Source organism: Stenotrophomonas sp. 80084_Sma (genome assembly GCF_056481995.1).
Window position 1 is genome coordinate 3,632,374 of record NZ_CM151177.1, and the last position, 21,319, is coordinate 3,653,692.

22 protein-coding genes and 1 pseudogene are annotated in these 21,319 nt (G+C 65.8%); 9 read left to right on the forward strand and 14 right to left on the reverse strand.

What is annotated here, in order from left to right; all coding sequences use genetic code 11:
- Nucleotides 1–49 precede the first annotated feature (49 nt).
- The 4 genes from ACZK3W_RS16840 to ACZK3W_RS16855 all read left to right on the forward strand — a co-directional run bounded on the left by ACZK3W_RS16840 (nucleotide 50) and on the right by ACZK3W_RS16855 (nucleotide 4,407).
- A complete protein-coding gene (locus tag ACZK3W_RS16840; RefSeq protein WP_032130065.1) occupies nucleotides 50–967 on the forward strand; it encodes an alpha/beta fold hydrolase in 918 nt (305 codons plus the stop codon).
- Nucleotides 964–3,441, forward strand: coding sequence for an acyl-CoA dehydrogenase (locus ACZK3W_RS16845; protein WP_125895573.1), 2,478 nt, complete (start codon nucleotides 964–966; stop codon nucleotides 3,439–3,441). The genes ACZK3W_RS16840 and ACZK3W_RS16845 overlap by 4 nt, the downstream gene beginning before the upstream one ends.
- Before the next feature lie 75 nt (nucleotides 3,442–3,516).
- On the forward strand, nucleotides 3,517–3,996 hold the full coding sequence (locus tag ACZK3W_RS16850) for a hotdog fold domain-containing protein (RefSeq protein ID WP_197616643.1): 480 nt from the start codon (nucleotides 3,517–3,519) through the stop codon (nucleotides 3,994–3,996).
- A 6-nt stretch (nucleotides 3,997–4,002) separates the two neighbouring features.
- Nucleotides 4,003–4,407, forward strand: coding sequence for a hypothetical protein (locus tag ACZK3W_RS16855; protein ID WP_032130062.1), 405 nt, complete (start codon nucleotides 4,003–4,005; stop codon nucleotides 4,405–4,407).
- Nucleotides 4,408–4,436: 29 nt separating this feature from the next.
- Here the strand turns inward: ACZK3W_RS16855 and ACZK3W_RS16860 are convergent, their stop codons facing one another.
- Nucleotides 4,437–4,784: a DUF1304 domain-containing protein gene (locus ACZK3W_RS16860; RefSeq protein ID WP_197616641.1), complete on the reverse strand. Its 348-nt coding sequence runs from the start codon at nucleotides 4,782–4,784 to the stop codon at nucleotides 4,437–4,439.
- A gap of 30 nt (nucleotides 4,785–4,814) precedes the next feature.
- Nucleotides 4,815–6,143, reverse strand: coding sequence for an MFS transporter (locus ACZK3W_RS16865; protein WP_197616639.1), 1,329 nt, complete (start codon nucleotides 6,141–6,143; stop codon nucleotides 4,815–4,817).
- Between the two features lie 286 nt (nucleotides 6,144–6,429).
- On the opposite strand from ACZK3W_RS16865, the gene ACZK3W_RS16870 reads away from it, so the two are divergent.
- A complete protein-coding gene (locus ACZK3W_RS16870; RefSeq protein ID WP_032130059.1) occupies nucleotides 6,430–7,827 on the forward strand; it encodes a serine hydrolase domain-containing protein in 1,398 nt (465 codons plus the stop codon).
- 107 nt (nucleotides 7,828–7,934) lie between these two features.
- Here the strand turns inward: ACZK3W_RS16870 and ACZK3W_RS16875 are convergent, their stop codons facing one another.
- Nucleotides 7,935–8,693, reverse strand: a complete 759-nt coding sequence (locus ACZK3W_RS16875) for an SDR family NAD(P)-dependent oxidoreductase (RefSeq protein WP_032130070.1) — start codon at nucleotides 8,691–8,693, stop codon at nucleotides 7,935–7,937.
- Between the two features lie 114 nt (nucleotides 8,694–8,807).
- Here ACZK3W_RS16875 and ACZK3W_RS16880 point away from each other — a divergent pair, with 114 nt between their 5' ends.
- Nucleotides 8,808–9,701, forward strand: coding sequence for a LysR substrate-binding domain-containing protein (locus ACZK3W_RS16880; protein WP_197616637.1), 894 nt, complete (start codon nucleotides 8,808–8,810; stop codon nucleotides 9,699–9,701).
- A 66-nt stretch (nucleotides 9,702–9,767) separates the two neighbouring features.
- Here the strand turns inward: ACZK3W_RS16880 and ACZK3W_RS16885 are convergent, their stop codons facing one another.
- Together ACZK3W_RS16885 and ACZK3W_RS16890 are read right to left on the reverse strand one after the other, a co-directional pair.
- Nucleotides 9,768–10,970, reverse strand: coding sequence for an ISL3 family transposase (locus ACZK3W_RS16885; protein WP_049422456.1), 1,203 nt, complete (start codon nucleotides 10,968–10,970; stop codon nucleotides 9,768–9,770).
- A gap of 166 nt (nucleotides 10,971–11,136) precedes the next feature.
- Complete coding sequence (locus tag ACZK3W_RS16890) at nucleotides 11,137–11,817, reverse strand: histone (protein WP_182266552.1); 681 nt, start codon at nucleotides 11,815–11,817, stop codon at nucleotides 11,137–11,139.
- Nucleotides 11,818–11,838: 21 nt separating this feature from the next.
- Between ACZK3W_RS16890 and ACZK3W_RS16895 the strand changes: the two genes are divergently transcribed.
- Nucleotides 11,839–12,138: a hypothetical protein gene (locus ACZK3W_RS16895; RefSeq protein WP_197616635.1), complete on the forward strand. Its 300-nt coding sequence runs from the start codon at nucleotides 11,839–11,841 to the stop codon at nucleotides 12,136–12,138.
- Nucleotides 12,139–12,430: 292 nt separating this feature from the next.
- On the opposite strand, the gene gcvH is transcribed toward ACZK3W_RS16895, so the two are convergent.
- The 9 genes and pseudogenes from gcvH to nudE all read right to left on the reverse strand — a co-directional run bounded on the left by gcvH (nucleotide 12,431) and on the right by nudE (nucleotide 19,109).
- Complete coding sequence (gene gcvH, locus ACZK3W_RS16900; protein ID WP_005410701.1) at nucleotides 12,431–12,826, reverse strand: glycine cleavage system protein GcvH; 396 nt, start codon at nucleotides 12,824–12,826, stop codon at nucleotides 12,431–12,433.
- A 93-nt stretch (nucleotides 12,827–12,919) separates the two neighbouring features.
- Nucleotides 12,920–14,033, reverse strand: a pseudogene (gene gcvT, locus ACZK3W_RS16905) (glycine cleavage system aminomethyltransferase GcvT).
- Nucleotides 14,034–14,521: 488 nt separating this feature from the next.
- Nucleotides 14,522–14,956, reverse strand: coding sequence for an NfeD family protein (locus ACZK3W_RS16910; protein ID WP_125895565.1), 435 nt, complete (start codon nucleotides 14,954–14,956; stop codon nucleotides 14,522–14,524).
- 1 nt (nucleotide 14,957) lies between these two features.
- Nucleotides 14,958–15,917, reverse strand: a complete 960-nt coding sequence (locus tag ACZK3W_RS16915) for an SPFH domain-containing protein (protein ID WP_005410704.1) — start codon at nucleotides 15,915–15,917, stop codon at nucleotides 14,958–14,960.
- A gap of 66 nt (nucleotides 15,918–15,983) precedes the next feature.
- A complete protein-coding gene (locus ACZK3W_RS16920) occupies nucleotides 15,984–16,286 on the reverse strand; it encodes an Mpo1-like protein (protein WP_049422150.1) in 303 nt (100 codons plus the stop codon).
- A gap of 280 nt (nucleotides 16,287–16,566) precedes the next feature.
- The gene (locus ACZK3W_RS16925; RefSeq protein WP_032130110.1) at nucleotides 16,567–16,896 is read right to left on the reverse strand and encodes a YnfA family protein; all 330 of its coding nucleotides are present in this window, start codon (nucleotides 16,894–16,896) and stop codon (nucleotides 16,567–16,569) included.
- Nucleotides 16,893–17,732 carry a nucleoside triphosphate pyrophosphohydrolase gene (mazG, locus tag ACZK3W_RS16930; protein WP_049422149.1) on the reverse strand — a complete coding sequence of 280 codons (840 nt, stop codon included), beginning with the start codon at nucleotides 17,730–17,732 and terminating at the stop codon, nucleotides 16,893–16,895. Before mazG ends, ACZK3W_RS16925 begins: the two co-directional genes overlap by 4 nt.
- Before the next feature lie 13 nt (nucleotides 17,733–17,745).
- Nucleotides 17,746–18,549, reverse strand: coding sequence for a 3'(2'),5'-bisphosphate nucleotidase CysQ (gene cysQ, locus ACZK3W_RS16935; protein ID WP_197616633.1), 804 nt, complete (start codon nucleotides 18,547–18,549; stop codon nucleotides 17,746–17,748).
- On the reverse strand, nucleotides 18,546–19,109 hold the full coding sequence (gene nudE, locus ACZK3W_RS16940) for an ADP compounds hydrolase NudE (RefSeq protein WP_197616631.1): 564 nt from the start codon (nucleotides 19,107–19,109) through the stop codon (nucleotides 18,546–18,548). The genes cysQ and nudE overlap by 4 nt, the downstream gene beginning before the upstream one ends.
- Before the next feature lie 77 nt (nucleotides 19,110–19,186).
- Here nudE and bioA point away from each other — a divergent pair, with 77 nt between their 5' ends.
- Together bioA and ACZK3W_RS16950 are read left to right on the forward strand one after the other, a co-directional pair.
- Nucleotides 19,187–20,578 carry an adenosylmethionine--8-amino-7-oxononanoate transaminase gene (gene bioA / locus ACZK3W_RS16945; RefSeq protein WP_285303450.1) on the forward strand — a complete coding sequence of 464 codons (1,392 nt, stop codon included), beginning with the start codon at nucleotides 19,187–19,189 and terminating at the stop codon, nucleotides 20,576–20,578.
- Nucleotides 20,569–21,306 carry a 16S rRNA (uracil(1498)-N(3))-methyltransferase gene (locus ACZK3W_RS16950; RefSeq protein ID WP_197616626.1) on the forward strand — a complete coding sequence of 246 codons (738 nt, stop codon included), beginning with the start codon at nucleotides 20,569–20,571 and terminating at the stop codon, nucleotides 21,304–21,306. Before bioA ends, ACZK3W_RS16950 begins: the two co-directional genes overlap by 10 nt.
- Nucleotides 21,307–21,319 lie beyond the last annotated feature (13 nt).

Consider the following 21,319-nt stretch of genomic DNA (forward strand, 5'->3'; position numbering starts at 1 on the left):
CATACGATGCAGTATTGACTTCCCTCACAAGCGATCCATACTAGCAAGTATGGTTACGTCCCCTACTCCCGCTGCGTTCCATGACCTGCACCTGGAGGCGGCCCATGGTGCCCGCCTCGCCGCCACTGCCAGCGACCACGGTCGTCGTGGCCGGGTGCTGTTCGCGCACGGTTTCGGCCAGACCCGTCACGCCTGGAATGCCACCGCGCGTGCCTTGTCTGCAGCCGGCCTGCAGACGCTGGCTTATGACGCACGTGGTCACGGCGATTCGGACTGGAATGCCGCCGACCTGCCCTATCATGGCGAACAGTTCGCCGATGACCTGATCGTGCTGGCTGGCGAACAGCCGCGCCCGCCGGTGCTGGTTGCGGCCTCGATGGGGGGCCTGTTCGGCCTGCTGGCCGAGTCGCGCTGGCCGGGCCTGTTCTCGGCGATGGTGCTGGTCGACATCACCCCGCGCTGGGATACCGCCGGTGTCGAGCGCATCCTCGCCTTCATGACCGCCCATCCCGACGGATTCGCCTCGCTGAGCCAGGCCGCCGACGTGATCTCGGCCTACATGCCGCACCGTCCGCGCAAATCCGAGCAGTCGCTGCGCGCGCTGCTGCGCGAAGACGGTCACGGCCGCTGGCGCTGGCACTGGGATCCGCGCCTGGTGGCCGAACTGGCCCGCGACAGCGAACAGCACCAGGACGCACTGGCCGAAGCCGCGCGCCAGGTAAAGTGCCCGCTGCTGCTGGTCAGCGGCGGTCGCAGCGACCTGGTCACGCCGCAGACCGTGGCCGAATTCCTGGCGTTGGCGCCGCACGCGCGCCATGTACAGCTGCCGCAGGCCACGCACATGGTCGCCGGCGATGACAACGACGCCTTTACCGCTACTGTGTTGGACTATCTGGACGTGTTGCCCGCAGCAGACGCTGCGGCTTCGTCCGCCACAAACGAGCACGTCACCGGAGCACGCTCATGAGCATCGTTCTTCCCTTCCTCGCCCTGCTGCTGGCAGGCGCGTTCGTCGCCTACCACCGCATGCGGCTGGTTACCTGGACGCTGATCAGCGTGGCCCTGCTGGCCGCCTGCTGGTTCATTCCCTACGTCAACCAGACCGCCACGATCGTCGCGGCCGCTGTATTGGCCGTCATCGCCGTGCCGCTGCTGCTGCCGTTCATCCGCAAGCCGCTGCTGACCGGCCCGATGATGAAGGTGTTCCGCAAGGTGCTGCCGCCACTGTCGCAGACCGAGCGCATCGCGCTGGAAACCGGCTCGGTCGGTTTCGAGGGTGAACTGTTCACCGGTGATCCGGACTGGAACATCCTGCTCAACTATCCCAAGCCGCAGCTGACCGCCGAAGAACAGGCCTTCCTCGATGGCCCGGTGGAAGAGCTGTGCATCATGGTCAACGACTGGGAAATCACCCACGTCCACGCCGACCTGCCGCCGGAACTGTGGGCCTTCATCAAGAAGAACAAGTTCTTCGGCATGATCATCCCGAAGGAATACGGCGGCCTGGGCTTCTCTGCGCTGGCCCACCACAAGGTGATCCAGAAGCTGGCGTCGGTGTCTTCGGTGGTCAGCTCCACCGTCGGCGTGCCCAACTCGCTGGGCCCGGGTGAACTGCTGGTGCATTACGGCACCCAGGAACAGAAGGACCAGTACCTGCCGCGCCTGGCCGATGGCCGCGAAGTGCCCTGCTTCGGCCTGACCGGTCCGTTCGCCGGTTCCGACGCCACCTCGATTCCGGACTACGGCATCGTCTGCAAGGGCGAGTGGAACGGCGAGCAGGTGCTCGGCGTCAAGCTGACCTTCGACAAGCGCTACATCACCCTGGCCCCGGTTGCCTCGCTGATCGGCCTGGCCTTCCGCATGTACGATCCGGATGGCCTGATCGGCGATACCCGCGACATCGGCATCACCCTGGGCCTGCTGCCGCGCGACACCGCCGGTGTTGAAATCGGCCGCCGCCACTTCCCGCTGAACTCGACGTTCCAGAACGGTCCGATCCGCGGCAAGGACGTGTTCATTCCGCTGACCCAGCTGATCGGTGGCGCTGCCATGGCCGGCAAGGGCTGGAACATGCTCAACGAGTGCTTGGCCGTGGGCCGCTCGATCACCCTGCCGTCCACCGCCAGTGGTGGTGCCAAGGCCGGTGCCGCCGTGACCGGCGCCTATGCACGCATCCGCAAGCAGTTTGGCCTGTCGGTCGGCCGCTTCGAAGGCGTGGAAGAAGCGCTGGCCCGCATCGGCGGCAAGGCGTACAAGATCAGCGCACTTTCGCAGGCCACTGCGGCGGCGGTTGACCGTGGTGACGTGCCGTCGGTGCCGTCGGCGATCGCCAAGTACCACTGCACCAACATGAGCCGCGAAGTGATCTCGGACATGATGGACGTGATCGGCGGCAAGGGCATCATCCTGGGGCCGCGCAACTTCGCCGGCCGCAGCTGGCAGGCCGCGCCGATCGCGATCACCGTGGAAGGCGCCAACATCATGACCCGCAGCCTGCTGATCTTCGGCCAGGGTGCGATCCTCTGCCACCCATGGGTGCTGAAGGAAATGAAGGCTGCGCAGGATCCGGATACCCGTGCCGGTCTGCAGGAGTTCGATCGCAGCCTGTTCGGCCACATCCGCTATGGCCTCTCCAATGCCGTGCGTTCGTTCTGGTTCGGCCTGACCGGTGCACGCTTCGGTGCTGCCCCGGGTGACGCCTACACCCGCCGCTACTTCCGCAAGCTGGACCGTTACTCGGCCAACCTGGCGCTGATGGCCGACATCTCGATGATGACTCTCGGCGGCAAGCTGAAGTTCAAGGAATCGCTGTCCGGCCGCCTGGGCGATGTGCTGAGCCACGTCTACATGACCAGCGCCATGCTCAAGCGCTACCACGACGAAGGCGCACCGCAGGCCGACCAGCCGCTGCTGGCCTGGGCCTTCCATGACAGCGTGCACAAGATCGAAGAATCGCTGTCGGCCGCGCTGCGCAACTTCCCGATCCGTCCGATCGGTTGGCTGATGTGGGCGTTGATCTTCCCGCTGGGCCGTCGTGCCGAGGCCCCCGGCGACCGCCTGAGCCGCCGTGTTGCCGCTCTGCTGATGGCGCCGAACGAAGCCCGCGACCGTCTGGCCAGCGGCGTGTTCCTGACCCCGTGCGAGAACAACCCGGGCGGCCGTATCAACAGCTACCTGAGCAAGGCGATCATGGCCGAGCCGGTGGAGCGCAAGTTCCTGAAGGCGCTGAAGAGCAAGGGCATCGAAGCGCTGGACTTCAAGAGCCAGCTGGACGAGGCCGTGGCCGAAGGCGTGATCACCCAGGACGAGCGCAGCCTGCTGGAAGAACTGCGTACGCTGACCCTGGACACCATCACCGTGGACGACTTCGACACCCACGAACTGCGCGCGGCCAGCTACTACGACCGCCAGCACAAGGACCCGCATTCGCAGGCGGCCTGATCGCCCGCGACACGCGTTGCCTCGACGGCGGGCCTTGGCCCGCCGTCGCTTTATCCGCCGACCGGAACGTCAACCATGTCCACGCCCCTGCTCTCGCTTTACCACCGCCTGCAGCGCTGGCCTGCCGGCAACTGGCTGTTCTCACGCGCGGTGTGCTTCAAGGCGCCCTACTTCGCCAGCATCGCGCCCACCATCACCGCACTGGAGCCAGGCCGCTGCGAAGGCGTGATCCGCCAGCACCGCCGCATCAACAACCACATCGGCACGGTACATGCGATCGCGATGTGCAACCTGGCCGAGCTGGTCGACGGGGTGATGGTGGACGCCAGCCTGCCGCCAGACATGCGCTGGATCCCCAAGGGCATGGAAGTGAAATACCAGGCCAAGGCCTTGGGCACGTTGAAGGCCGTGGCGACGCCCATGTTGTCCATCGTCAGTGCTGCGGACGGCTACGACCTGCCCGTGAAGGTCAGCGTGACCGATGCGGCAGGGACCGAGGTGTTCCATGCGACCATCGCGATGTGGGTATCGCCGCGCCCTCCGCGTATAGGCTGATCAACCATGACGACCGCTGAACTGCTTGTGCGCCTGGCAGGCATTCACAGCCTGGGGTTTGCCGCCTTCCATCTAGCGTTCTGGCGGCTGTTCGGCTGGAAACGCGAGCTCGCCCAGCTCGGCACGGTCAACCGCGCGATCATGCAGATCCTCAATCTGCGCGTGATCTATGTGTTCCTGGGAATGGGGCTGATCGCGCTGATCTTTGCCCCGGACCTGGTCGGCACTCGTCTGGGGTTGGTCCTGCTGGGTTTCATGGCGGTGTTCTGGGTGGGCCGCGCGCTTGAACAATTCGTCTTCCTGCGCATCAACGACTGGCGCGTACACCTGCTGACGGGCCTGTTCGTGCTGGGTGCGGCGCTGCATGCCGTGCCAATGTGGCTGGGCTTCATGCGCGCCATCAGCCGCTGAGCGGCGGCGCCTGCCAGCACGCGCCCACGTCAGAGCGCTCGCAACACCAGCGCCAGAATGGCCGGTACGGCCTGGATCATGAAAATGCGCCGGCTCACGCTGTACGCGCCATAGCACCCGGCCACCACCACGCAGGCCAGCGAGAACGTCACCAGCACCGGCTGACCGATCACCAGCCCCACCACGATGCCCGCCGCCAGGAAGCCGTTGTACAGGCCCTGGTTGGCCGCCAGCACGCGCGTGGTCTCTGCCTTCTCGGGCGTGTTGCGGAAGGTCTTCAGGCCCAGCGGGCGGGTCCACAGGAACATTTCCAGCACCAGGAAGTACAGGTGCAGCACCGCGACCAGCACGGTCAGCAGCAGCGCGATCAGCGACATCGTTTCTCTCCTCAAAAAGACTGGACGGGATCAGCGGTCGCGCGGCAGCTTCTTTTCTTCGCGCAGCACACCGAATGCGGCAGCGGTCATGCACGCGGCAACCACCACGCCGCCGATGAACACCACGTGTGAACCAAACAGCGACAAGCCCTTGTGCACCCACGCAAAGCTCAGGTCCGCGCCGCGGTACACCACGGTATCGATGGCCGCACCGGCCTTGTAGCGCCACTGCCGGTCCACGCGGGTATAGATGGTTTCGCGTGCCGGCTTGGCCAATGCGAACTCGCTGGCGCGGGTCATCACCTGCACCACTGCGACCATCAACGGCATGGGTGAAGCGGCAAGCACCGAAAAGCCGATCAGGATCGCAAAACCAGGGATCAACAGGGCCGGCGCGATACCGTGGCGCGACAGCAGCCAGCGGGTCAGGCCGAGCTGCATCAGCAGCGCCAGTGCGTTCACCGCCAGGTCGATACGCGAGAAGAAGGCCGTGGCAGCGCCTGCATCGTTGAACGCCGCACGCACGATGCTGGCCTGCTGGTTGTACAGCAGGGTGCCCACGCCCACACCGAACACCACCATGATCGCCAGCCAGCGCAGCAACGGCTCACGCACGATCAGTTTCAGACCGTCCAGTACGCTGCCCCCCATCGGCTGCTCGCCGGATACCAGCTGCTGCTCCTGCTCACGCAGCACCGCCCAGTGCCGTAGTCGCCAGATGCTCAACAGGCAGATGGCGAGGAATCCGGCCGAGACCAGCATCAGGTTGGCGATGCCCACACGCTGCACCAGTGCACCGGTGATGATCGGCCCGAGAAAGGCACCGATGGTGCCGGCCGCGCCGATGTAACCGTAGAAGGCACGTGCCTGCGCGTTGGAAAACACATCGGCCATGAAGCTCCAGAACGCCGCCACCGCGAACAGGTTGAAGACGGTGATCCAGAAAAAGAACGCCATGCCGCGCCCCGGCACACCGCTGTCGAACAGTACGTAGAAACCCAGCAAGGTGACGATGAAGAACCCATACACCGCCGGCAGGAACACCCGCCGTGGGAAGCGGCTGACCAGCCAGCCGTACACCGGCTGCAGGACCAACATGATCACGAACACGCAGGAGAACAGGAACTGCAGGACGAAATCCTTCAGCGCGATGCCATGGCTGGCGAACCAGGCGATCAGCATCGGCGGGAACACCGTTTCCAGGTCGGCCGAGGCGGCCATCGCCTCCCGCACCGGGCGCAGCACGTAGTAGCCACTGAGCAGGCAGAAGAAGTACAGGAACGACCACCACAGCGCCGGCGACTCACGCAGTGCCGCCGTCAGCCCACGCAACGGCCCCTTGCCCTTCACCGCGCTCACGCGGTGTCCCTCGCCAGAAGACGGCGGTTGGACAGCGGCATGGCAGGCTCCGGGGGCGGTGAAGCGCGTACGTTAGCCAATGCACTGCAACATCGCCAGCAGCAGCCACGCAGAAGGCCGCAACGCAGTGTCACGGCCCCGCCCGGACGACACGTTCCGACACATGCTTTCGGGGCGTCAAAATTCCAACTTTTTCAACGAGATGCGCATTCATCTTCGCTTTGTTTGTGCACAAGGGAAAAGCGGCGCTAGAATCGCCATCAGCAGTCGCGCACGGGTCTCCACGATGAAAAAGAACAGCCTGCGTCGTCCGATCCGTTCGGCGGCCACCGGTTTGCTGGGCATGTTGATGCCCGTTGCCTTGTCCACCACCGCGCAGACCCCGCCGCCATTGCCGCCGATGCCGGCCAACATCGAATCCGCCGCCACCGCCGTCGCCCACACCCAGCCCGCCGCTTACCGCACCGGCCTGGTGCCGCAGGTGCAGCTGCCGGCGGCCGGCTTCAACGTGGCCAACATCGAATCGATGGCGCAGCAGCTCACCTATGGCGAGCGTGTGCCCGGCATGGCCGTGGCCATCGTGCAGGGTGGCCGCGTACTCAGCGCGCGTGGTTATGGCGTTACCGATGTCAACAACCCGCTGCCGGTCGACGCCCACACCGTGTTCCGCCTGGCATCGCTGTCCAAGGCCTTCGCCGGCACCATGGCCGGACTGCTGGTCAACGATGGCACGCTGCGCTGGGACAGCAAAGTCACCGACTACGTGCCGGGCTTCCGCCTGAACTCTCCGGAAGCGACCGATCGCCTGACCGTGGCCGACGTGCTCAGCCACCGCGTCGGCCTGCCGTACAACGCCTACGACCGCGACATCGAAGGCAACGCCGAGTACTACGCACTCACCCAGAAGCTGGCCAATACCAGCCTGAAGTGCCTGCCGGGCGACTGCTACGCCTACCAGAACGTGGCCTTCAGCCTGATCGGCGACGTGGTCTATGCCGCCTCGGGGAGCTTCTACGAGCAGTCGGTCGAGCGCCGCATCTTCAAGCCGCTGGGCATGAACGATGCCAGCCTCGGCCTGGCCGGCATCCAGGCCAGCTCGCGCTGGGCGCGTCCGCACGTGCGCAGCCGCAATGGCTGGGTGTCGCTGACACCGAAGCCGACCTACTACCGCGTCGCCCCGGCCGCCGGCGTCAACGCCAGCGCCAGCGACATGGCGCAGTGGCTGCTGGCCCACACCGGCCATCGCCCGGACGTGCTGCCGGCACCGCTGCTGGCCACCCTGCATTCGAGCCTGATCAACACCCCGGGCGAAATGCGTTCGGGCTGGCGCCGCGAGCGCCTGCATTCGGCCGGCTACGCACTGGGCTGGCGCACCTTCGACTACGCCGGCCACGATGTGGTGTTCCATGCCGGTGCCGTGCAGGGCTATCGCGGCCTGGTCGCGCTGGTGCCGGAACGCGATCTCGGCATCGCCATCATGTGGAACGGCGAAAGCGGCCTGCCCAGCGGCCTGCTGCCGACGGTGCTCGATTCCGCGCTCGGCCTGCCGACGCAGCGCTGGCTGGACGTGGACACCGACTTCGGCAGTGACAACCTGATGGCCGAAGGCGCGAGCCCGGCGCAGCAGGACAAGCGCAAGGGCAAGGGTGCTTCGAGCAACCGTGCGGTGGCCTCGCCGCGCTGAGTTGGCGGGCTTCACCGTGTGTGCGAAGGGCGGCCTGCGGGTCGCCCTTTTTGTTGGCAGTTGTAGAGCAAAGCAGTCGAGCACCGCTCGACTCTACAAACGGAAGGCTAATGCGCGAAGTAGTGCATGCCGCCATCCACCGGAATCACCGCGCCGGTGATGTAGCCGGCCAAGGGCGAGGCCAGAAAGGCCACCAGCGGCGCCACCTCCTCCGGATCACCAAAACGCCCGATCGGAATGTTGCGTTCGATGAACTCACGCCGGCTTTCCTCGGTGGGATGCAGGCGGTCCCGGATCTGAGCACTGTTGATGCGTCCCGGCGCGATTGCATTGACCGTGATGCCCTGTGAGGCCAGCGCCGACGACAGCCCTTTGCTCCACAGATGCAACGCCGCCTTCGCCGCCGTGGCAGCATTCACCGCGCGCGGTTCCATTGAACCGCTGAGGTTGATCACCCGCCCCCAGCCCTGCGCCTGCATCGCGGGCAGCAGTGCCTGGGTCAGGCGTCGTGCCGAAGAGAAGTTCAAGGCCATGGCTTCCTCCCAGACATCGTCCCCCGCATCCACCGTGGTCGGCCGGCCTCCTCCAGCCGCATTGACGAGGATGTCGACACGCGTCAGTGCCGCCGAGGCTGCATCCGCAATGTGGCGTACCTGCTCCGCATCGGTGAGGTCGCCCAGCAGGACGATCGGTGCCGGCGCGCCTGCAGATTCGATCTCCGCCGCCAGTGCATGCAGCGGCTCGGCACGCCGTGCACTGATCGCAATGCGTACTCCCTGTGCCGCCAGCAGCCTGGCCACACCGGCACCGATGCCACTGCCCGCCCCGGTGATCAGCGCGGTACGCCCTTCAAGCCCCAGATCCATGATGTTCTCCCAATCCGCCAGCCGGTACATCCGGCCCGTGCAGTACATGCTGTTTGATCACCCCTGATTGATAAACTCCGCGCAGGTTTCAGCATTCAACACCCGGGGTGTCAGATGAATCTGCTGGAGAGCATGAAGGTCTACGTGCTGATCGTGGACAAGGGCAGCCTCAGCGCTGCGGCGGCGGCGATGGATATCTCGGCGACGATGGCCGGCAAGCACCTGCGTGCGCTGGAAGCACGGCTGGGGATGCAGCTGTTGAGCCGTACCACCCGGCGCCAGCACATGACGCCCTTCGGCGAGGACTACTACACCCGCTGCCGGGAGATCCTGCGGCTGGTGGAAGAAACGGACGCACAGGCGCAGCACCAGCAGCTGGCACCGGCGGGCACGTTGCGCATCAGTGCGCCGGTGATCTTCGGCACGCACGCACTGGTACCGGCACTGGCCGAATACATGGCGCGCCATCCGGGTGTCCGGGTCGAAGTCACGCTGAGCGACCGCGTGGTCGACCTCGCCGAGGAGGGTTTCGAAGCGGCGCTGCGCATCGGCACGCTGGCCGACAGCAGCATGCTGGTGGCGCGTGCGCTGGCACCGTATCGCTTGATGATGTGCGCATCACCGGCGTACCTGGCCAGGCATGGCACGCCTCGCAGCCTGCAGGACCTCGCCCTGCATCAGTGCCTGTCCTTCGAACCGAGCGCACTCGCACAGTGGCTGCAGGCCGATGCTGGCGAACTCGAGCGTGTGCCCGGCGGCCGGCTGCAGATCAACAACGGCGAAGCGCTGCGCACGGCAGCGCTGCACGGGCTGGGCATCGTGCTGCAGTCGGCACTGCTGCTGGCTGCCGACATCGACACCGGACGCCTGGTGCAGCTGTTCCCTGAGTTCGGCCAGACCGGTCGGCCGATGCACGTGGTCTACGCCCACGATCGCTACCACTCGACCCGCCTGCGCAGCTTCCTGGACTTCCTGGTGGAGCGCTTTCCACCGGCGCCGTACCGCTAGCGTCGACCGTCAGAAAAGCAGTCGAGCACGGCTCGACCCTGCAAACGGCCCATAAAAAAAGGTTCTTCACCCAACTCCGGGGAAGGCGGCTCGGATTTTGAGGAAGAAATAGGCGTCGTCCCGGTATCCGTAGGCGACGCGCTTTATGACCTTTATCTTGTTGTTGATCCCCTCGACCAGATTCGTTCCGAGGGGCCACCGGCAATGAGCCAGAATGCCTGCCAGATAGGGCTGTAGGCGACGGACAAACGTTCGCAGGGGCTCCAGGCGGCTACGCAATGCGCGCTGTCGCCAGCTCTTCCACGCTTTTGCTGCCCAAGCCTGGCTGCGGTAGCGCCAGAGCTGCTTCAAGTCGTCTTTCAGCACATAGGCCGTCAGTAGTGCCTTGTTGGCAGCCAGCAGCTCCTTGAGCTTCACTCGTTGATCCGCCGGGACATTCTGCCGGTTGCGCAGCAAGAGCCAGCGAGAGGTCTTCACCACACGCCGAGCAGGTTTGTCCTGGCGCAGCCTGTTGGCTTCATCCACGCGGACCCTGTCGATGACCTCCCGGCCGTATTTGGCCACCACATGGAACAGGTCGTAGACCACTTCGGCATTTGGGCATTGGGCTTTCACTTCTAGGTCGAATGCCGAATTCATGTCCATGGCGACCGCTTGGATACGTTCGCAGCCCTCCCGGCCCAACAGCTCGAAAAAGGGGCGAACATCCGCTCGGCTACGACCACGCCCAACCCATAGCACTCGTTTGCGGGACGGCTCTACTATCACCGTGGCGTAGCGATGGCCCTTCTGGATCGCGAATTCGTCCATTGCAAGAATACGGATTCCGGAGAGGTCCACCGGTCCCAACGTCTGCTGCAAGTGCCTGAAATCAAGCGCCTTGACGGTTTTCCAGTCCAGTCCGTGCCATCTGGCTGTGGCATGGATCGACGTGGTAGCACACATCTGTGCAACGCTCTTTGCGAGTCGTTGCGTGACCCGGCAGTGCCGATCCAGCCAGTCCAGATGCTCCAGCTTCGGCCCGCAACGAGGGCAGGCCACGCGCTGCCGCTGCACCTCCAGCTCGACCGGCTCATCGAAAACAGGCAGATCACGGATACGCCGGATCACATGGTCGTGGATGGAGGTAACCCACTTGGAACAGCCGCTGCAGCGGTGCCTGCGGCGTCCATCGGGAAGCAGCGAAAGTACCAGCCACGAGACCCCATGACGAACCTCGCGTCTCCAACCATCCAGGCGATACCCCGCCCAGTCCCCCAACAACGGCATACAATCCAGCTTGGCCACGGCCGGCCCCAGTTTGTAGTCTCGACAACCACAATCTAGCGGGTCGGCCGTGAGCCTCTCCCCTCAGATGGGAGAAGAACCTAAAAAAACCCCCTCCCCGCTGGGCAGTCAGGGAAGGGGGTTTCAGGATGCGGCTATCGGGAAGTACTTAGATCAGCGGCGCCGGGGTTGCCGGCAGAGCGACCGGAGCAGCCTTCTTCTTGCGGGCGGCCGGCTTGCGCTTGGCAACCTTCTTCGCTGCCTTCTTCGGGGCAGCCTTCTTGGTCGCCTTCTTCGCGGTCTTCTTTACTGCCTTCTTGGCGGTCTTCTTGACGGCCTTCTTGGCAGTTGCCTTCTTCGCGACCTTCTTGGCCGGCTTGCGGGCCGTTGCCTTCTTGGCAGTCTTCTTGGTGGCCTTCTTGGCTACCTTCTTGACGGCCTTCTTCGCGGTCTTCTTGACGGCCTTCTTGGCAGTGGACTTCTTGGCTACCTTCTTCGCCGCCTTCTTCACTGCCTTCTTCGCAGTGGTCTTCTTGGCGACCTTCTTCGCAGCCTTCTTCACTGCCTTCTTGGCGGTCGCCTTCTTCGCGACCTTCTTCACTGCCTTCTTGGCAGCGGCCTTCTTCGCGACCTTCTTCACCGCTTTCTTGGCGGCGGGCTTCTTCTTCGCAGCTTTCTTGGTTGCCATGGGATGGCTCCTCGTCAGTGATAGGGAGTTGAAACGCCCAGGTGGATCAAACCCGCGGATGCTGCGTGCGGGGACCGCCGGCGCGTCAGGCGCGCCGTTACGGATGCGGCAATGCCCGCCTCGATCGGCGGAGCGGACATCGGAACGGGAGTTGCCTTGCATTTCTCCGGGGGAAGCGGGGCCATGTCCACCGTCATCAGGGTCGCGGTGGTCTTGAAGGGGCTGCTTCGCATCGGACGATTGATTCTGCGCACTCGGTTGGGCAGGCAAGGTCTGCTGAGGCGAAACCTAATCACGGTTTTTTTTACTGTCAACAACCCCCGCGAAAAATTTTCACATCCGCGCCATCCCGGACGCCGCCCTCGCCACCGCCGTGCGCGCCCTGCAACGACCATTGAAGCGGCGCGCACGCGCGCCGCATACGACGAAGTCGATGCGCCCTCTGAACAAAAAACACTTGAAATAAGCACTCTGCGCAGATAGGCACATGTTCCGGACAACAGCGCGCGTGCATCGCCGATGGTCACCCGCACCGTCGCCAACGCCAGCACAACGGGGCCGCAACGGGGGGCGAAAAGTTTTCACATTCGATCGCTTCGGCGCGGGGCGGAAACGCGGATTTGCGCAAAACTGCGCACGCTGATCGGCACCGTTCGTCTGTCGGCTGATGCCACGCCGAGGGTGCAGAGCGAACCCGCCGTCATGAGTCCGACGCACTCGCCAAAACAAAAACGGCCACCCGAAGGTGGCCGTTCCAGAACCCGGAAGTGACGACTCAGTGGTCGTCGTTTTCCAGGGCTTCGGCATACGCGTCCGGATCCAGCAGTTCGTTGACCTCTTCAGCGTTGGTCAGTTCGACCACGAACATCCAGCCTTCGCCGTAGGCATCTTCATTGATGGTTTCCGGCTTGTCGGACAGCGCCGAGTTGACCTCGACGACCTTGCCGCTGATCGGGCTGTAGACGTCCGAGGCGGCCTTCACCGACTCGACAACGGCGATCTGCTCGCCAGCCTTTGCGTCGGCGCCGACTTCCGGCAGTTCGACGTAGACCAGGTCACCCAGCAGGCCCTGGGCGTGGTCGGAAATACCGACGGTGACACGGCCATTGCCTTCGACACGGGCCCACTCATGGGACTTGAGGAACTTGAGGTCGCCGGGGATCTCGCTCATGGGACTGCTCCAGAGATATGCAGGGGTGGAAAAAACGGGGCTAGTGTAACCAACCGGCCGCCACTGCTGTCAGTGACGATCGGCAGTTTCGGATCAGGCGTCGGCGAGCACGCCGGGCTGGGCCTGGCCTTCGCGCACGAACGGGAACTTGACCACGCGCACCGGCACCTGCCGGCCACGGATGTCGACGGTGACCTCGCCCAGTTCACCGGCCGGTACACGGGCGAAGGCGATGCCCTTGGCCAGGGTCGGCGAGAAGGTGCCGGACAGGATCTCGCCCTGGCCGCCGGCGGTGGTCACCGCCTGACCATGGCGCAGCACGCCCTTCTCGTCCATCACCAGACCGATCATCTGGCGGGCGGTGCCGGCAGCCTTCTGCGCTTCCAGCACGTCGCGGCCGATGAAGTCGCGACCTTCGTCCAGCGACACGGTCCAGGCCAGCGCCGCTTCGTACGGGCTGATCTCTTCGTCCATGTCCTGGCCGTACAGGTTCATGCCGGCTTCCAGGCGCAGCGTGTCGCGTGCGCCGAGGCCGGCCGGCTTCACGCCCGCCGCCAGCAGGCGGTTCCAGAACGCGACCACGGCGTCCTGCGGCAGCAGGATTTCGAAGCCGTCTTCGCCGGTGTAACCGGTACGGGCGACAAACAGTTCGACGCCGTCATCGGACTGCACCTGCAGGGCGGCGAAACGGCCCAGCTTGGCCAGCGCTGCGCGATCGCTTTCGCGGGCCAGGCCGATGACGATGTCGCGCGCCTGCGGGCCCTGCACGGCGAGGATGGCCAGGTCCGGGCGCTGCTCGACGGTGACGCCGAACGGTGCAGCCTGCTCGCGCAGCCAGGCCAGGTCCTTCTCGCGGGTGGAGGCATTGACCACCATGCGGAAGAAATCGTCGCCCAGGTAGTAGACGATCAGGTCGTCGATGACGCCGCCGCGCGGATTCAGCATGCACGAGTACAGCGCCTTGCCGGTCACCTTCAGCTTGTCGACCGAGTTGGCCAGCAGGCGGCGCAGGAACGGCTTGACCTGGTCACCGCGCAGGTCGACCACAGTCATGTGGCTGACGTCGAACACACCCGACTCGCGACGAACGAGGTGGTGCTCGTCGAGCTGCGAGCCGTAGTGGATGGGCATGTCCCAAACCCCCGAAATCGACCATCTTGGCGCCAAGGGCGCGGTGGGTATCGTTGAGCAGCGTCTTCTGGGTCATGACCGGGTCCGGCAGCAGAGGAAACAAGAATCCCCATTATCCCAGATCGGTCGCCCGCAGGTCGCGCCGCAGCGCAGCGGGGTGTTTGGCAGGCCTGCGGCCGGCGCCGCCTTCTACAGCTGGAGCGCAAAGCCTGAGTTCATCGGCTCTGGATTGACTCGGCCTGGGCGGGTCGGAGCGAGTGCTTTTGCTCTTTGCTCTTTTTCTTTTTCCGTGGGCTGGACGCGCACGGAAACTGTCGGGGGCCGGGCGGGTTGGGTTCGCGGGACCGTTGGCGCCATGGATGGCGCCATCGAGCCCCCATGGGTGAGGGCGCTTTGCTTGCGAAGCACTGCTTCGCAAGCGACCGAACGCGCAGCCGCCAGCGGCTGGGCCGGACCGCGGAGCGGGGTCTACGGCGTGTCCCGCGAACCCAACCCGCCCGACCCAGACACATGAACCACCTTCCGCGACCACCCACGAGGGGCTCCGCCGTTGGCTGGGAACCCCTAGGCCACCGCTTCGACCAGCAGCGTGCTGCCCTGCACCGCCACCACCCGTACCCACGTACCTGCAGGCAGCTCCGGACCGCTCACCTGCCAGGACGCATCGTCAATGCTGACCCGTCCTTGGCCACCGACGATGGCCTGCTGCAGTACCACCTCCCGGCCGACCAGCTGCTCGGCACGGCGGTTGAGCAACGGCGCATCGCTGGGCCGTGCCCGCGGCCTCCCCCAGCGCCGGTAGCACTGGATCGAGACCACACTCAGCAGGACGAAGGCGATCACCTGCCACAACAGTGGAATGTCGCTGAACACCGCAACCAGTACGAACACTGCCGCCGCGCCAATGCCGATCCACAGCATGAACGCACCCGGCGCCAGCGCTTCGGCAGCGAACAGCAGCAGCGCCAGCGCGCCCCAACCGACGACTTCCCAGCGCATGTCAGCCTCCGAGCGGCGGCGGCCGCTTGCCGGCGGCCTTGTTGTCCTGGCTGGCCAGCGCCTGCTTCGCCAGTTCGGCCACGCCCGCGATCGAACCGATCACGCCACTGGCCTCCATCGGCATCAGCACCAGCTTCTGGTTCGGCGAACTGGCCAGCTCCTTGAACGCTTCCACGTACTTCTGCGCGACGAAGTAGTTGATCGCCTGCACGTCACCCTCGGCAATCGCGGCCGACACCACCTTGGTCGCCATCGCTTCGGCCTCGGCCAGGCGCTCGCGCGCCTCGGCATCGCGGAACGCGGCTTCGCGACGGCCTTCGGCTTCCAGCACGGTGGCCTGCTTCTCGCCATCGGCGCGCAGGATCTCCGACTGCCGTGAACCCTCTGCCTCGAGGATCTGCGCGCGCTTTTCGCGCTCGGCCTTCATCTGCCGCGCCATCGCATCCAGCAGATCGCGCGGCGGCTGGATGTCGCGGATCTCGATGCGGTTGACCTTCACGCCCCAGGGATTGGTGGCATGGTCGACCACGCTCAGCAGCTGGGCATTGATCACCTCGCGCTGGCTGAGCGATTCATCCAGGTCCATCGAACCGATCACGGTACGGATGTTGGTCTGCACCAGGGCGATCATCGCCACTTCCAGGTTGGCCACCTCATAGGCGGCCTTGGCGGCATCCAGTACCTGGAAGAACACCACGCCGTCCACGCGCACGGCGGCGTTGTCCTTGGTGATCACTTCCTGGCTGGGCACGTCCAGCACCTGCTCCATCATGTTCACCTTGCGCCCCACCCCGTACACGATCGGGATCAGGAAATGCAGGCCGGGGGTCATGGTGTGCGTGTAGCGCCCGAAGCGCTCGACGGTCCACTCGTAGCCCTGGGGCACCATCCGTACTGCCTTGAACAGGATGACCACGGCCACGAAGGCCAGTACCACGGTAAAGAACATGGTCGGGAACATCTTGCTTTCCTTATCTATGACGTCCAGGCCCCAGCATAGCGCGTGAAGGCCACATTCACAGCGGAGCTACCAGGGCACGCGCCCGCGCAGGATGTCGGCGAACATCACCCAGTCGCCCATGAACGAGTACAGCGGGTGCTGGAAGGTGGCCGGGCGGTTCTTCTCGAAGAAGAAATGGCCGACCCAAGCGAAGCTGTAACCGCAGAACAGGGCGGCCAGCAACAGCACCGGCTGCCCGCGCAGGATTGCTGCAACGACCAGCAGCAGCACGCCGCAGCTGCCGACGAAGTGCAGCCGGCGCGATACCGGGTGGCGGTGCTCGCTGAGATAGAACGGATAGAACTCGCGGAAGCTGGCGAAGCGGGACATATGCGTGCTCCGGGGGCCGTGGTCACCGCCATCATGCGCCTTCCTGGGAGGGAAAGCGGCCTGGACGGCGTGGCCGATTCTGACAAGGCAGTGCATGATCCGGTGGCGCTGCCTTTGTAGCGTCGAGCCATGCTCGACTGGCCCTCCCTGTTGCGGTCGAGCATGGCTCGACTCTACATAAGAGCGGAAGCCGTCGAGCATGGCTCGACGCTACAAAAGCCGAAGCGGTCGAGCATGGCTCGACGCTACAAAAGCCGAAGCGGCCGAACATGGCTCGACGCTACACCGGGGGCGTGCGCGGCCCGAACATGATCACCGCCATGCCGGCCAGGCACAGGGCTGCGCCGAACAGGTCCCAGCGGCTGGGGCGGATGCCATCGACCAGCCACAGCCAGAACAGCGCGGTGCCGATGTAGACACCACCGTAGGCCGCATAGACCCGGCCACTGGCGGTCGGGTGCAGGGTCAGCAGCCAGGCGAACAGGGCCAGGCTGGCGGCAGCCGGCAGCAGCAGCCACACGCTGCCGCCCTTGCGCAGCCACAACCACGGCAGGTAGCAGCCGACAATTTCGGCCAGCGCGGTCAGCAGGAACAGCGCGAGCGTCTTCACGCCTTCTCCGCCGCCTTGGCGTGCTGCCACAGTGCTTCCTGCGCATCCAGGTCCATCGACGCCAGCGCTCCACCCTGGGCGTCAGCCTGCGCTTCCATCGCACGGAAGCGGCGTTCGAACTTGTGGTTGGCCCCGCGCAGCGCCGCACCCAGATCGATATCGGCGTGGCGTGCCAGGTTGGCGCAGACGAACAGCAGATCGCCCAGCTCTTCCTGCAGGCGCGCTTTGTTGCCGGCAATATCGCCGCGCTCGAACTCCTCGCGCAGCTCCTGCAGTTCCTCCGCCGCCTTGTCCAGCACCGGCAACGGGCCCGGCCAGTCGAAACCGACCTTGGCCGCGCGCGACTGCAGCTTCACCGCTCGCTGCCATTCGGGCAGGCCACGCGAGATGCCGGCCAATGCGGAGGTGTCCTGCTCGCCCTTGGCGGCACGCTCGGCACGCTTGATCGCATCCCAGTTACGCGTCACCCCGTCGGCGTCATCGACGCTGACATCGGCGAACACGTGCGGGTGGCGGCGCTGCATCTTGTCGCTGATCGCGCGTGCGACCTCGGCGAAGGCAAAGGCGCCCTGCTCCTCGGCCATGCGTGCATGGAACACCACCTGCAGCAGCAGGTCGCCCAGCTCATCGCAGAGATCATCGAGGTCGCCACGGTCGATCGCATCGGCCACCTCGTAGGCTTCCTCGATGGTGTACGGCGCGATGGTCGCGAAGTTCTGTTCCAGGTCCCAGGGGCAGCCGCCCTGCGGATCGCGCAGGCGCGCCATGATCGCCAGCAGGCGTTCCAGTTCGTTGCTGGCTGCACTGCCGGCGATGGGGGTGTCATGCGCGCTCATGCGGTCTCCAGGGTCAATCGGACAACCAGTCGCGCCACGGCAGGCTGGTATCACCAATGGCAATGAAATCGCCGTTCAACAGGGTCTCGCGGCGGTTGTAGCGGAACGGCTTGCCGGTCGCTGCCGACAGTACCGCACCGCCGGCGGCGTGCAGTACGCACTGGCCGGCGGCGGTATCCCATTCGGAGGTCGGGCCCAGACGCGGATAGACATCCAGGCCACCTTCGGCGATCCGGCAGAATTTCAGCGACGAGCCCTGCGCGATGGTCTCGATGCGGCCCATGCGCGCCAGCAGCGCCTCGGTTTCCGGTGAGCGGTGCGAGCGGCTGGCGGCAACCCGCAGCGGTGCGGTGGCCGGCGTGCGGGTGCGCAGCACGGTGTCGTGCAGGCCCTGCCGGCGATAGGCCAGCTCGCCGCGCATGGCATGCCAGACGATGCCCGTCACCGGGGCCAGCACCACGCCGAAGGCCGGTGCGCCCTGGTAGATCAGCGCGATGTTGACGCTGAACTCGCCGTTGCGCTTGACGAACTCACGGGTGCCATCGAGCGGATCGACCAGCCAGTAGGCGCCCCAGTGGCGGCGCTGCTCCCAGGGTACCTGCGCCGATTCCTCGGACAGGATCGGCAGATCCGGGGTCAGCTGCTGCAGGCCCTGTTCAATGACCTGGTTGGCCGCCAGGTCGGCACTGGTAACCGGGCTGTTGTCGTCCTTGATCTGCACGTCGAAGCCATCGGCATAGACCTGCATGATGGCCTGTCCGGCTTCCTGGGCAATGGCGATGGCGGTCTCGCGCAGGTCCGTGGTCAGTTTGATCATCGCAAACCCTGCAGCCACTGGCGGGCGATGAACAGCGCCGCCAGCGAGCGTCCCTCGGAGAAGTCCTCGCGCAGCATCAGCTGGTCCAGCTCGGCCAGCCTCCACGGGACGACTTCCAGTTCTTCCGGCTCGTCGCCGGCCAGCTTTTCCGGGTACAGGTCGCGCGCCACCACCAGCCACGACTGGTGGCTCATGTAGGTCGGGGCCAGGGTCATCGCGCGCAGCACATCCACCCGGCGCGCGCCGTAACCGGCCTCTTCCTTCAGTTCGCGGTCGGCCGCCTGCTCGGGGGTCTCGCCGGCGTCGATCCGACCCTTGACCAGGCCCAGCTCGTAGCGGTGCATGCCGGCGGCGTATTCACGTACCAGCAGCACGGTCTCGTCGTCGAGCATCGGCACCACCACCACCGCGCCATGCCCCCGGCTGACCAGCCGCTCGAAGCGGCGGCGTTCGCCGTTGGAGAACTCCAGGTCCAGGTGCTGGCGCTGGAAGGGACCGTTCTCCTCATCGGTGATCCGATGGATGATCGGCAAGCGACGGCCGGCACGGTCATCGTTCATGCGGAATCTCCGCGGCGGCCGGCGCCTGCGCCGGGGCCGATAGAATGTGCAGGCAGCAACATGTTCATGAGCCCGAAATGCTAGCAGACCCAACCCCCTCCCCGCTGGCCCGCCATTGGCGGCAGCGCGACCTGCAGGTGCTGTGGCACCCCTGCACGCAGATGCGCGAGCATCCGCACACCCTGCCGCTGGTGCCGATCGCCCGCGGCGAAGGTGCCTGGCTGATCGACCACGACGGCAATCGCTATCTAGATGCGGTCAGCAGCTGGTGGACCAACCTGTTCGGTCATGCCGAACCGCGCATCGGTGGTGCCATCGCCGCCCAGGCCACGCAGCTGGAACAGGTGATGCTGGCCGGCTTCGGTCATGAGCCAGCCATCACCCTGGCCGAACGCCTGCTGGCGCTGGCCCCGCGGCAGCCCGGCCGCGAACCGCTGGCCAAGGTGTTCTACGCTGACAACGGCTCCGCCGGCGTGGAAGTGGCGCTGAAGATGGCCTTCCAGTATTTCCAGAACCGTGGCGAGCCGCGGCGCACGCGGTTCATCGCACTGGAGAACGGCTACCACGGCGAGACCCTGGGCGCGCTCGCGCTGGGCGACATCCCCCTGTACCGCCGTGTCTATGCACCGCTGCTGGCCGAAGGCCTGTTCGCGCCCTCGCCCGACGCTTACCTGGCCGAGCCGGGCCAGAGTGCGGCAGATCGCGCGCGGCAGGCCGCGGATGGACTGGCCACGCTGTTCGACCAGCACCCGGGCGAGATCTGCGCGGTGATCCTGGAACCGCGCCTGCAGTGCGCCGGCGGCATGCGCATGCACGACCCGGTGTACCTGCAGCGCGTGCGCGAACTGTGCGATGCGCACGGTGCATTCATGATCGCCGACGAGATCGCCACCGGTTTCGGCCGCACCGGCACCCTGTTCGCCTGCGAGCAGGCCGGGGTGATGCCGGACCTGATGTGCCTCTCGAAAGGCCTGACCGGCGGCTTCCTGCCGCTTGCCGCGGTACTGGCCACGCAGGCCCTGTACGACGCGTTCCTCGACGACTCGCGCGAGCGCGCCTTCCTGCATTCACACAGCTACACCGGCAACCCGCTGGCCTGCGCGGCCGCGCTGGCGACGCTGGACATCTTCCGCGACGACGATGTGATCGCGCGCAACCGCGGCATCGCCTCGGTGATGGGCACGCTGGCCGCACCGTTCAGCGACCATCCGCACGTGGCCGACGTGCGCCAGGCCGGCATGGTGGTGGCGTTCGAGCTGTCGCGCGATGGCAACAAGCGCACACCGTTCGACCCGGCCATGCGGCTGGGCCTGCACGCCTACAAGGCCGCGCTGAAGCGCGGTGTGGTACTGCGTCCGCTGGGCGACGTGCTGTACTGGATGCCACCCTATTGCGTGGATGACGAACAACTGGAGCTGCTGGCACATACCACGCTGGCGGCGATTGACGAGGCGATTGCATGCGCGTGACCCGCTGCCCCATCGACCTGGCGCTGCACAGCGGCCAGACCGTGACCCTGCCGGAAGAGACCGCCAACCACCTGGTACGGGTGATGCGCCTGCGCGAGGGAGACACCTGCGTGCTGTTCAACGGCGACGGCCATGACTACAGCGCCACGCTGACCGTGGCCGGCAAGCGCGAGGTTCAGGTGCGCATCGACGCGGTGCAGGCCATCGACAACGAATCGCCGCTGGCGATCACCCTGCTGCAGGGCATCGCCCGTGGCGAGAAGATGGACCTGATCCTGCAGAAAGCCACCGAACTGGGCGTGGCGGCGATCATTCCGGTCAACGCCGAGCGCACCGAGGTGAAGCTGGATGCAGCACGGGCGGAGAAGCGCGTGGCGCACTGGAACAATGTGGTGACCTCGGCCTGCGGCCAGTCCGGGCGCGCGCGCATTCCGCACGTGGGATCACCGCTGTCGCTGGCGCAGGCGGCAGCGGCGCTGCCGCCCGATACGCTGCGGCTGACCCTGGATCCGCAGGGTGCGCACCGGCTGTCGACGCTGGACGCCGCGCCTGCCGGGGGCATCGTGATCGCAATCGGTCCGGAAGGGGGGTGGTCGCCACGCGACCGTGATCAACTGGCGGCCGCGGGCTTCCAGGGCCTGCAGCTGGGCCCGCGCATCCTGCGCACGGAAACGGCCGGCCTGGCCGCGATTGCAGCACTGCAGGCGCGGTTGGGGGATCTGGGGTAAGGCCCGATTCCTG

Coding starts and splice junctions, on each gene's coding strand:
- gcvH (WP_005410701.1), bottom strand. CDS start 12,826: ATGAGCGAGATCCCCGGCGACCTCAAGTTCCTCAAGTCCCATGAGTGG.
- cysQ (WP_197616633.1), bottom strand. CDS start 18,549: ATGATCAAACTGACCACGGACCTGCGCGAGACCGCCATCGCCATTGCC.
- ACZK3W_RS16895 (WP_197616635.1), top strand. CDS start 11,839: ATGTCCACCGTCATCAGGGTCGCGGTGGTCTTGAAGGGGCTGCTTCGC.
- ACZK3W_RS16855 (WP_032130062.1), top strand. CDS start 4,003: ATGACGACCGCTGAACTGCTTGTGCGCCTGGCAGGCATTCACAGCCTG.
- ACZK3W_RS16910 (WP_125895565.1), bottom strand. CDS start 14,956: ATGCGCTGGGAAGTCGTCGGTTGGGGCGCGCTGGCGCTGCTGCTGTTC.
- mazG (WP_049422149.1), bottom strand. CDS start 17,732: ATGAGCGCGCATGACACCCCCATCGCCGGCAGTGCAGCCAGCAACGAA.
- ACZK3W_RS16845 (WP_125895573.1), top strand. CDS start 964: ATGAGCATCGTTCTTCCCTTCCTCGCCCTGCTGCTGGCAGGCGCGTTC.
- ACZK3W_RS16840 (WP_032130065.1), top strand. CDS start 50: ATGGTTACGTCCCCTACTCCCGCTGCGTTCCATGACCTGCACCTGGAG.
- ACZK3W_RS16875 (WP_032130070.1), bottom strand. CDS start 8,693: ATGGATCTGGGGCTTGAAGGGCGTACCGCGCTGATCACCGGGGCGGGC.
- ACZK3W_RS16890 (WP_182266552.1), bottom strand. CDS start 11,817: ATGCAAGGCAACTCCCGTTCCGATGTCCGCTCCGCCGATCGAGGCGGG.
- ACZK3W_RS16950 (WP_197616626.1), top strand. CDS start 20,569: ATGCGCGTGACCCGCTGCCCCATCGACCTGGCGCTGCACAGCGGCCAG.
- ACZK3W_RS16920 (WP_049422150.1), bottom strand. CDS start 16,286: ATGTCCCGCTTCGCCAGCTTCCGCGAGTTCTATCCGTTCTATCTCAGC.
- ACZK3W_RS16870 (WP_032130059.1), top strand. CDS start 6,430: ATGAAAAAGAACAGCCTGCGTCGTCCGATCCGTTCGGCGGCCACCGGT.
- ACZK3W_RS16885 (WP_049422456.1), bottom strand. CDS start 10,970: ATGCCGTTGTTGGGGGACTGGGCGGGGTATCGCCTGGATGGTTGGAGA.
- ACZK3W_RS16915 (WP_005410704.1), bottom strand. CDS start 15,917: ATGTTCCCGACCATGTTCTTTACCGTGGTACTGGCCTTCGTGGCCGTG.
- bioA (WP_285303450.1), top strand. CDS start 19,187: ATGCTAGCAGACCCAACCCCCTCCCCGCTGGCCCGCCATTGGCGGCAG.
- ACZK3W_RS16880 (WP_197616637.1), top strand. CDS start 8,808: ATGAATCTGCTGGAGAGCATGAAGGTCTACGTGCTGATCGTGGACAAG.
- nudE (WP_197616631.1), bottom strand. CDS start 19,109: ATGAACGATGACCGTGCCGGCCGTCGCTTGCCGATCATCCATCGGATC.
- ACZK3W_RS16860 (WP_197616641.1), bottom strand. CDS start 4,784: ATGTCGCTGATCGCGCTGCTGCTGACCGTGCTGGTCGCGGTGCTGCAC.
- ACZK3W_RS16850 (WP_197616643.1), top strand. CDS start 3,517: ATGTCCACGCCCCTGCTCTCGCTTTACCACCGCCTGCAGCGCTGGCCT.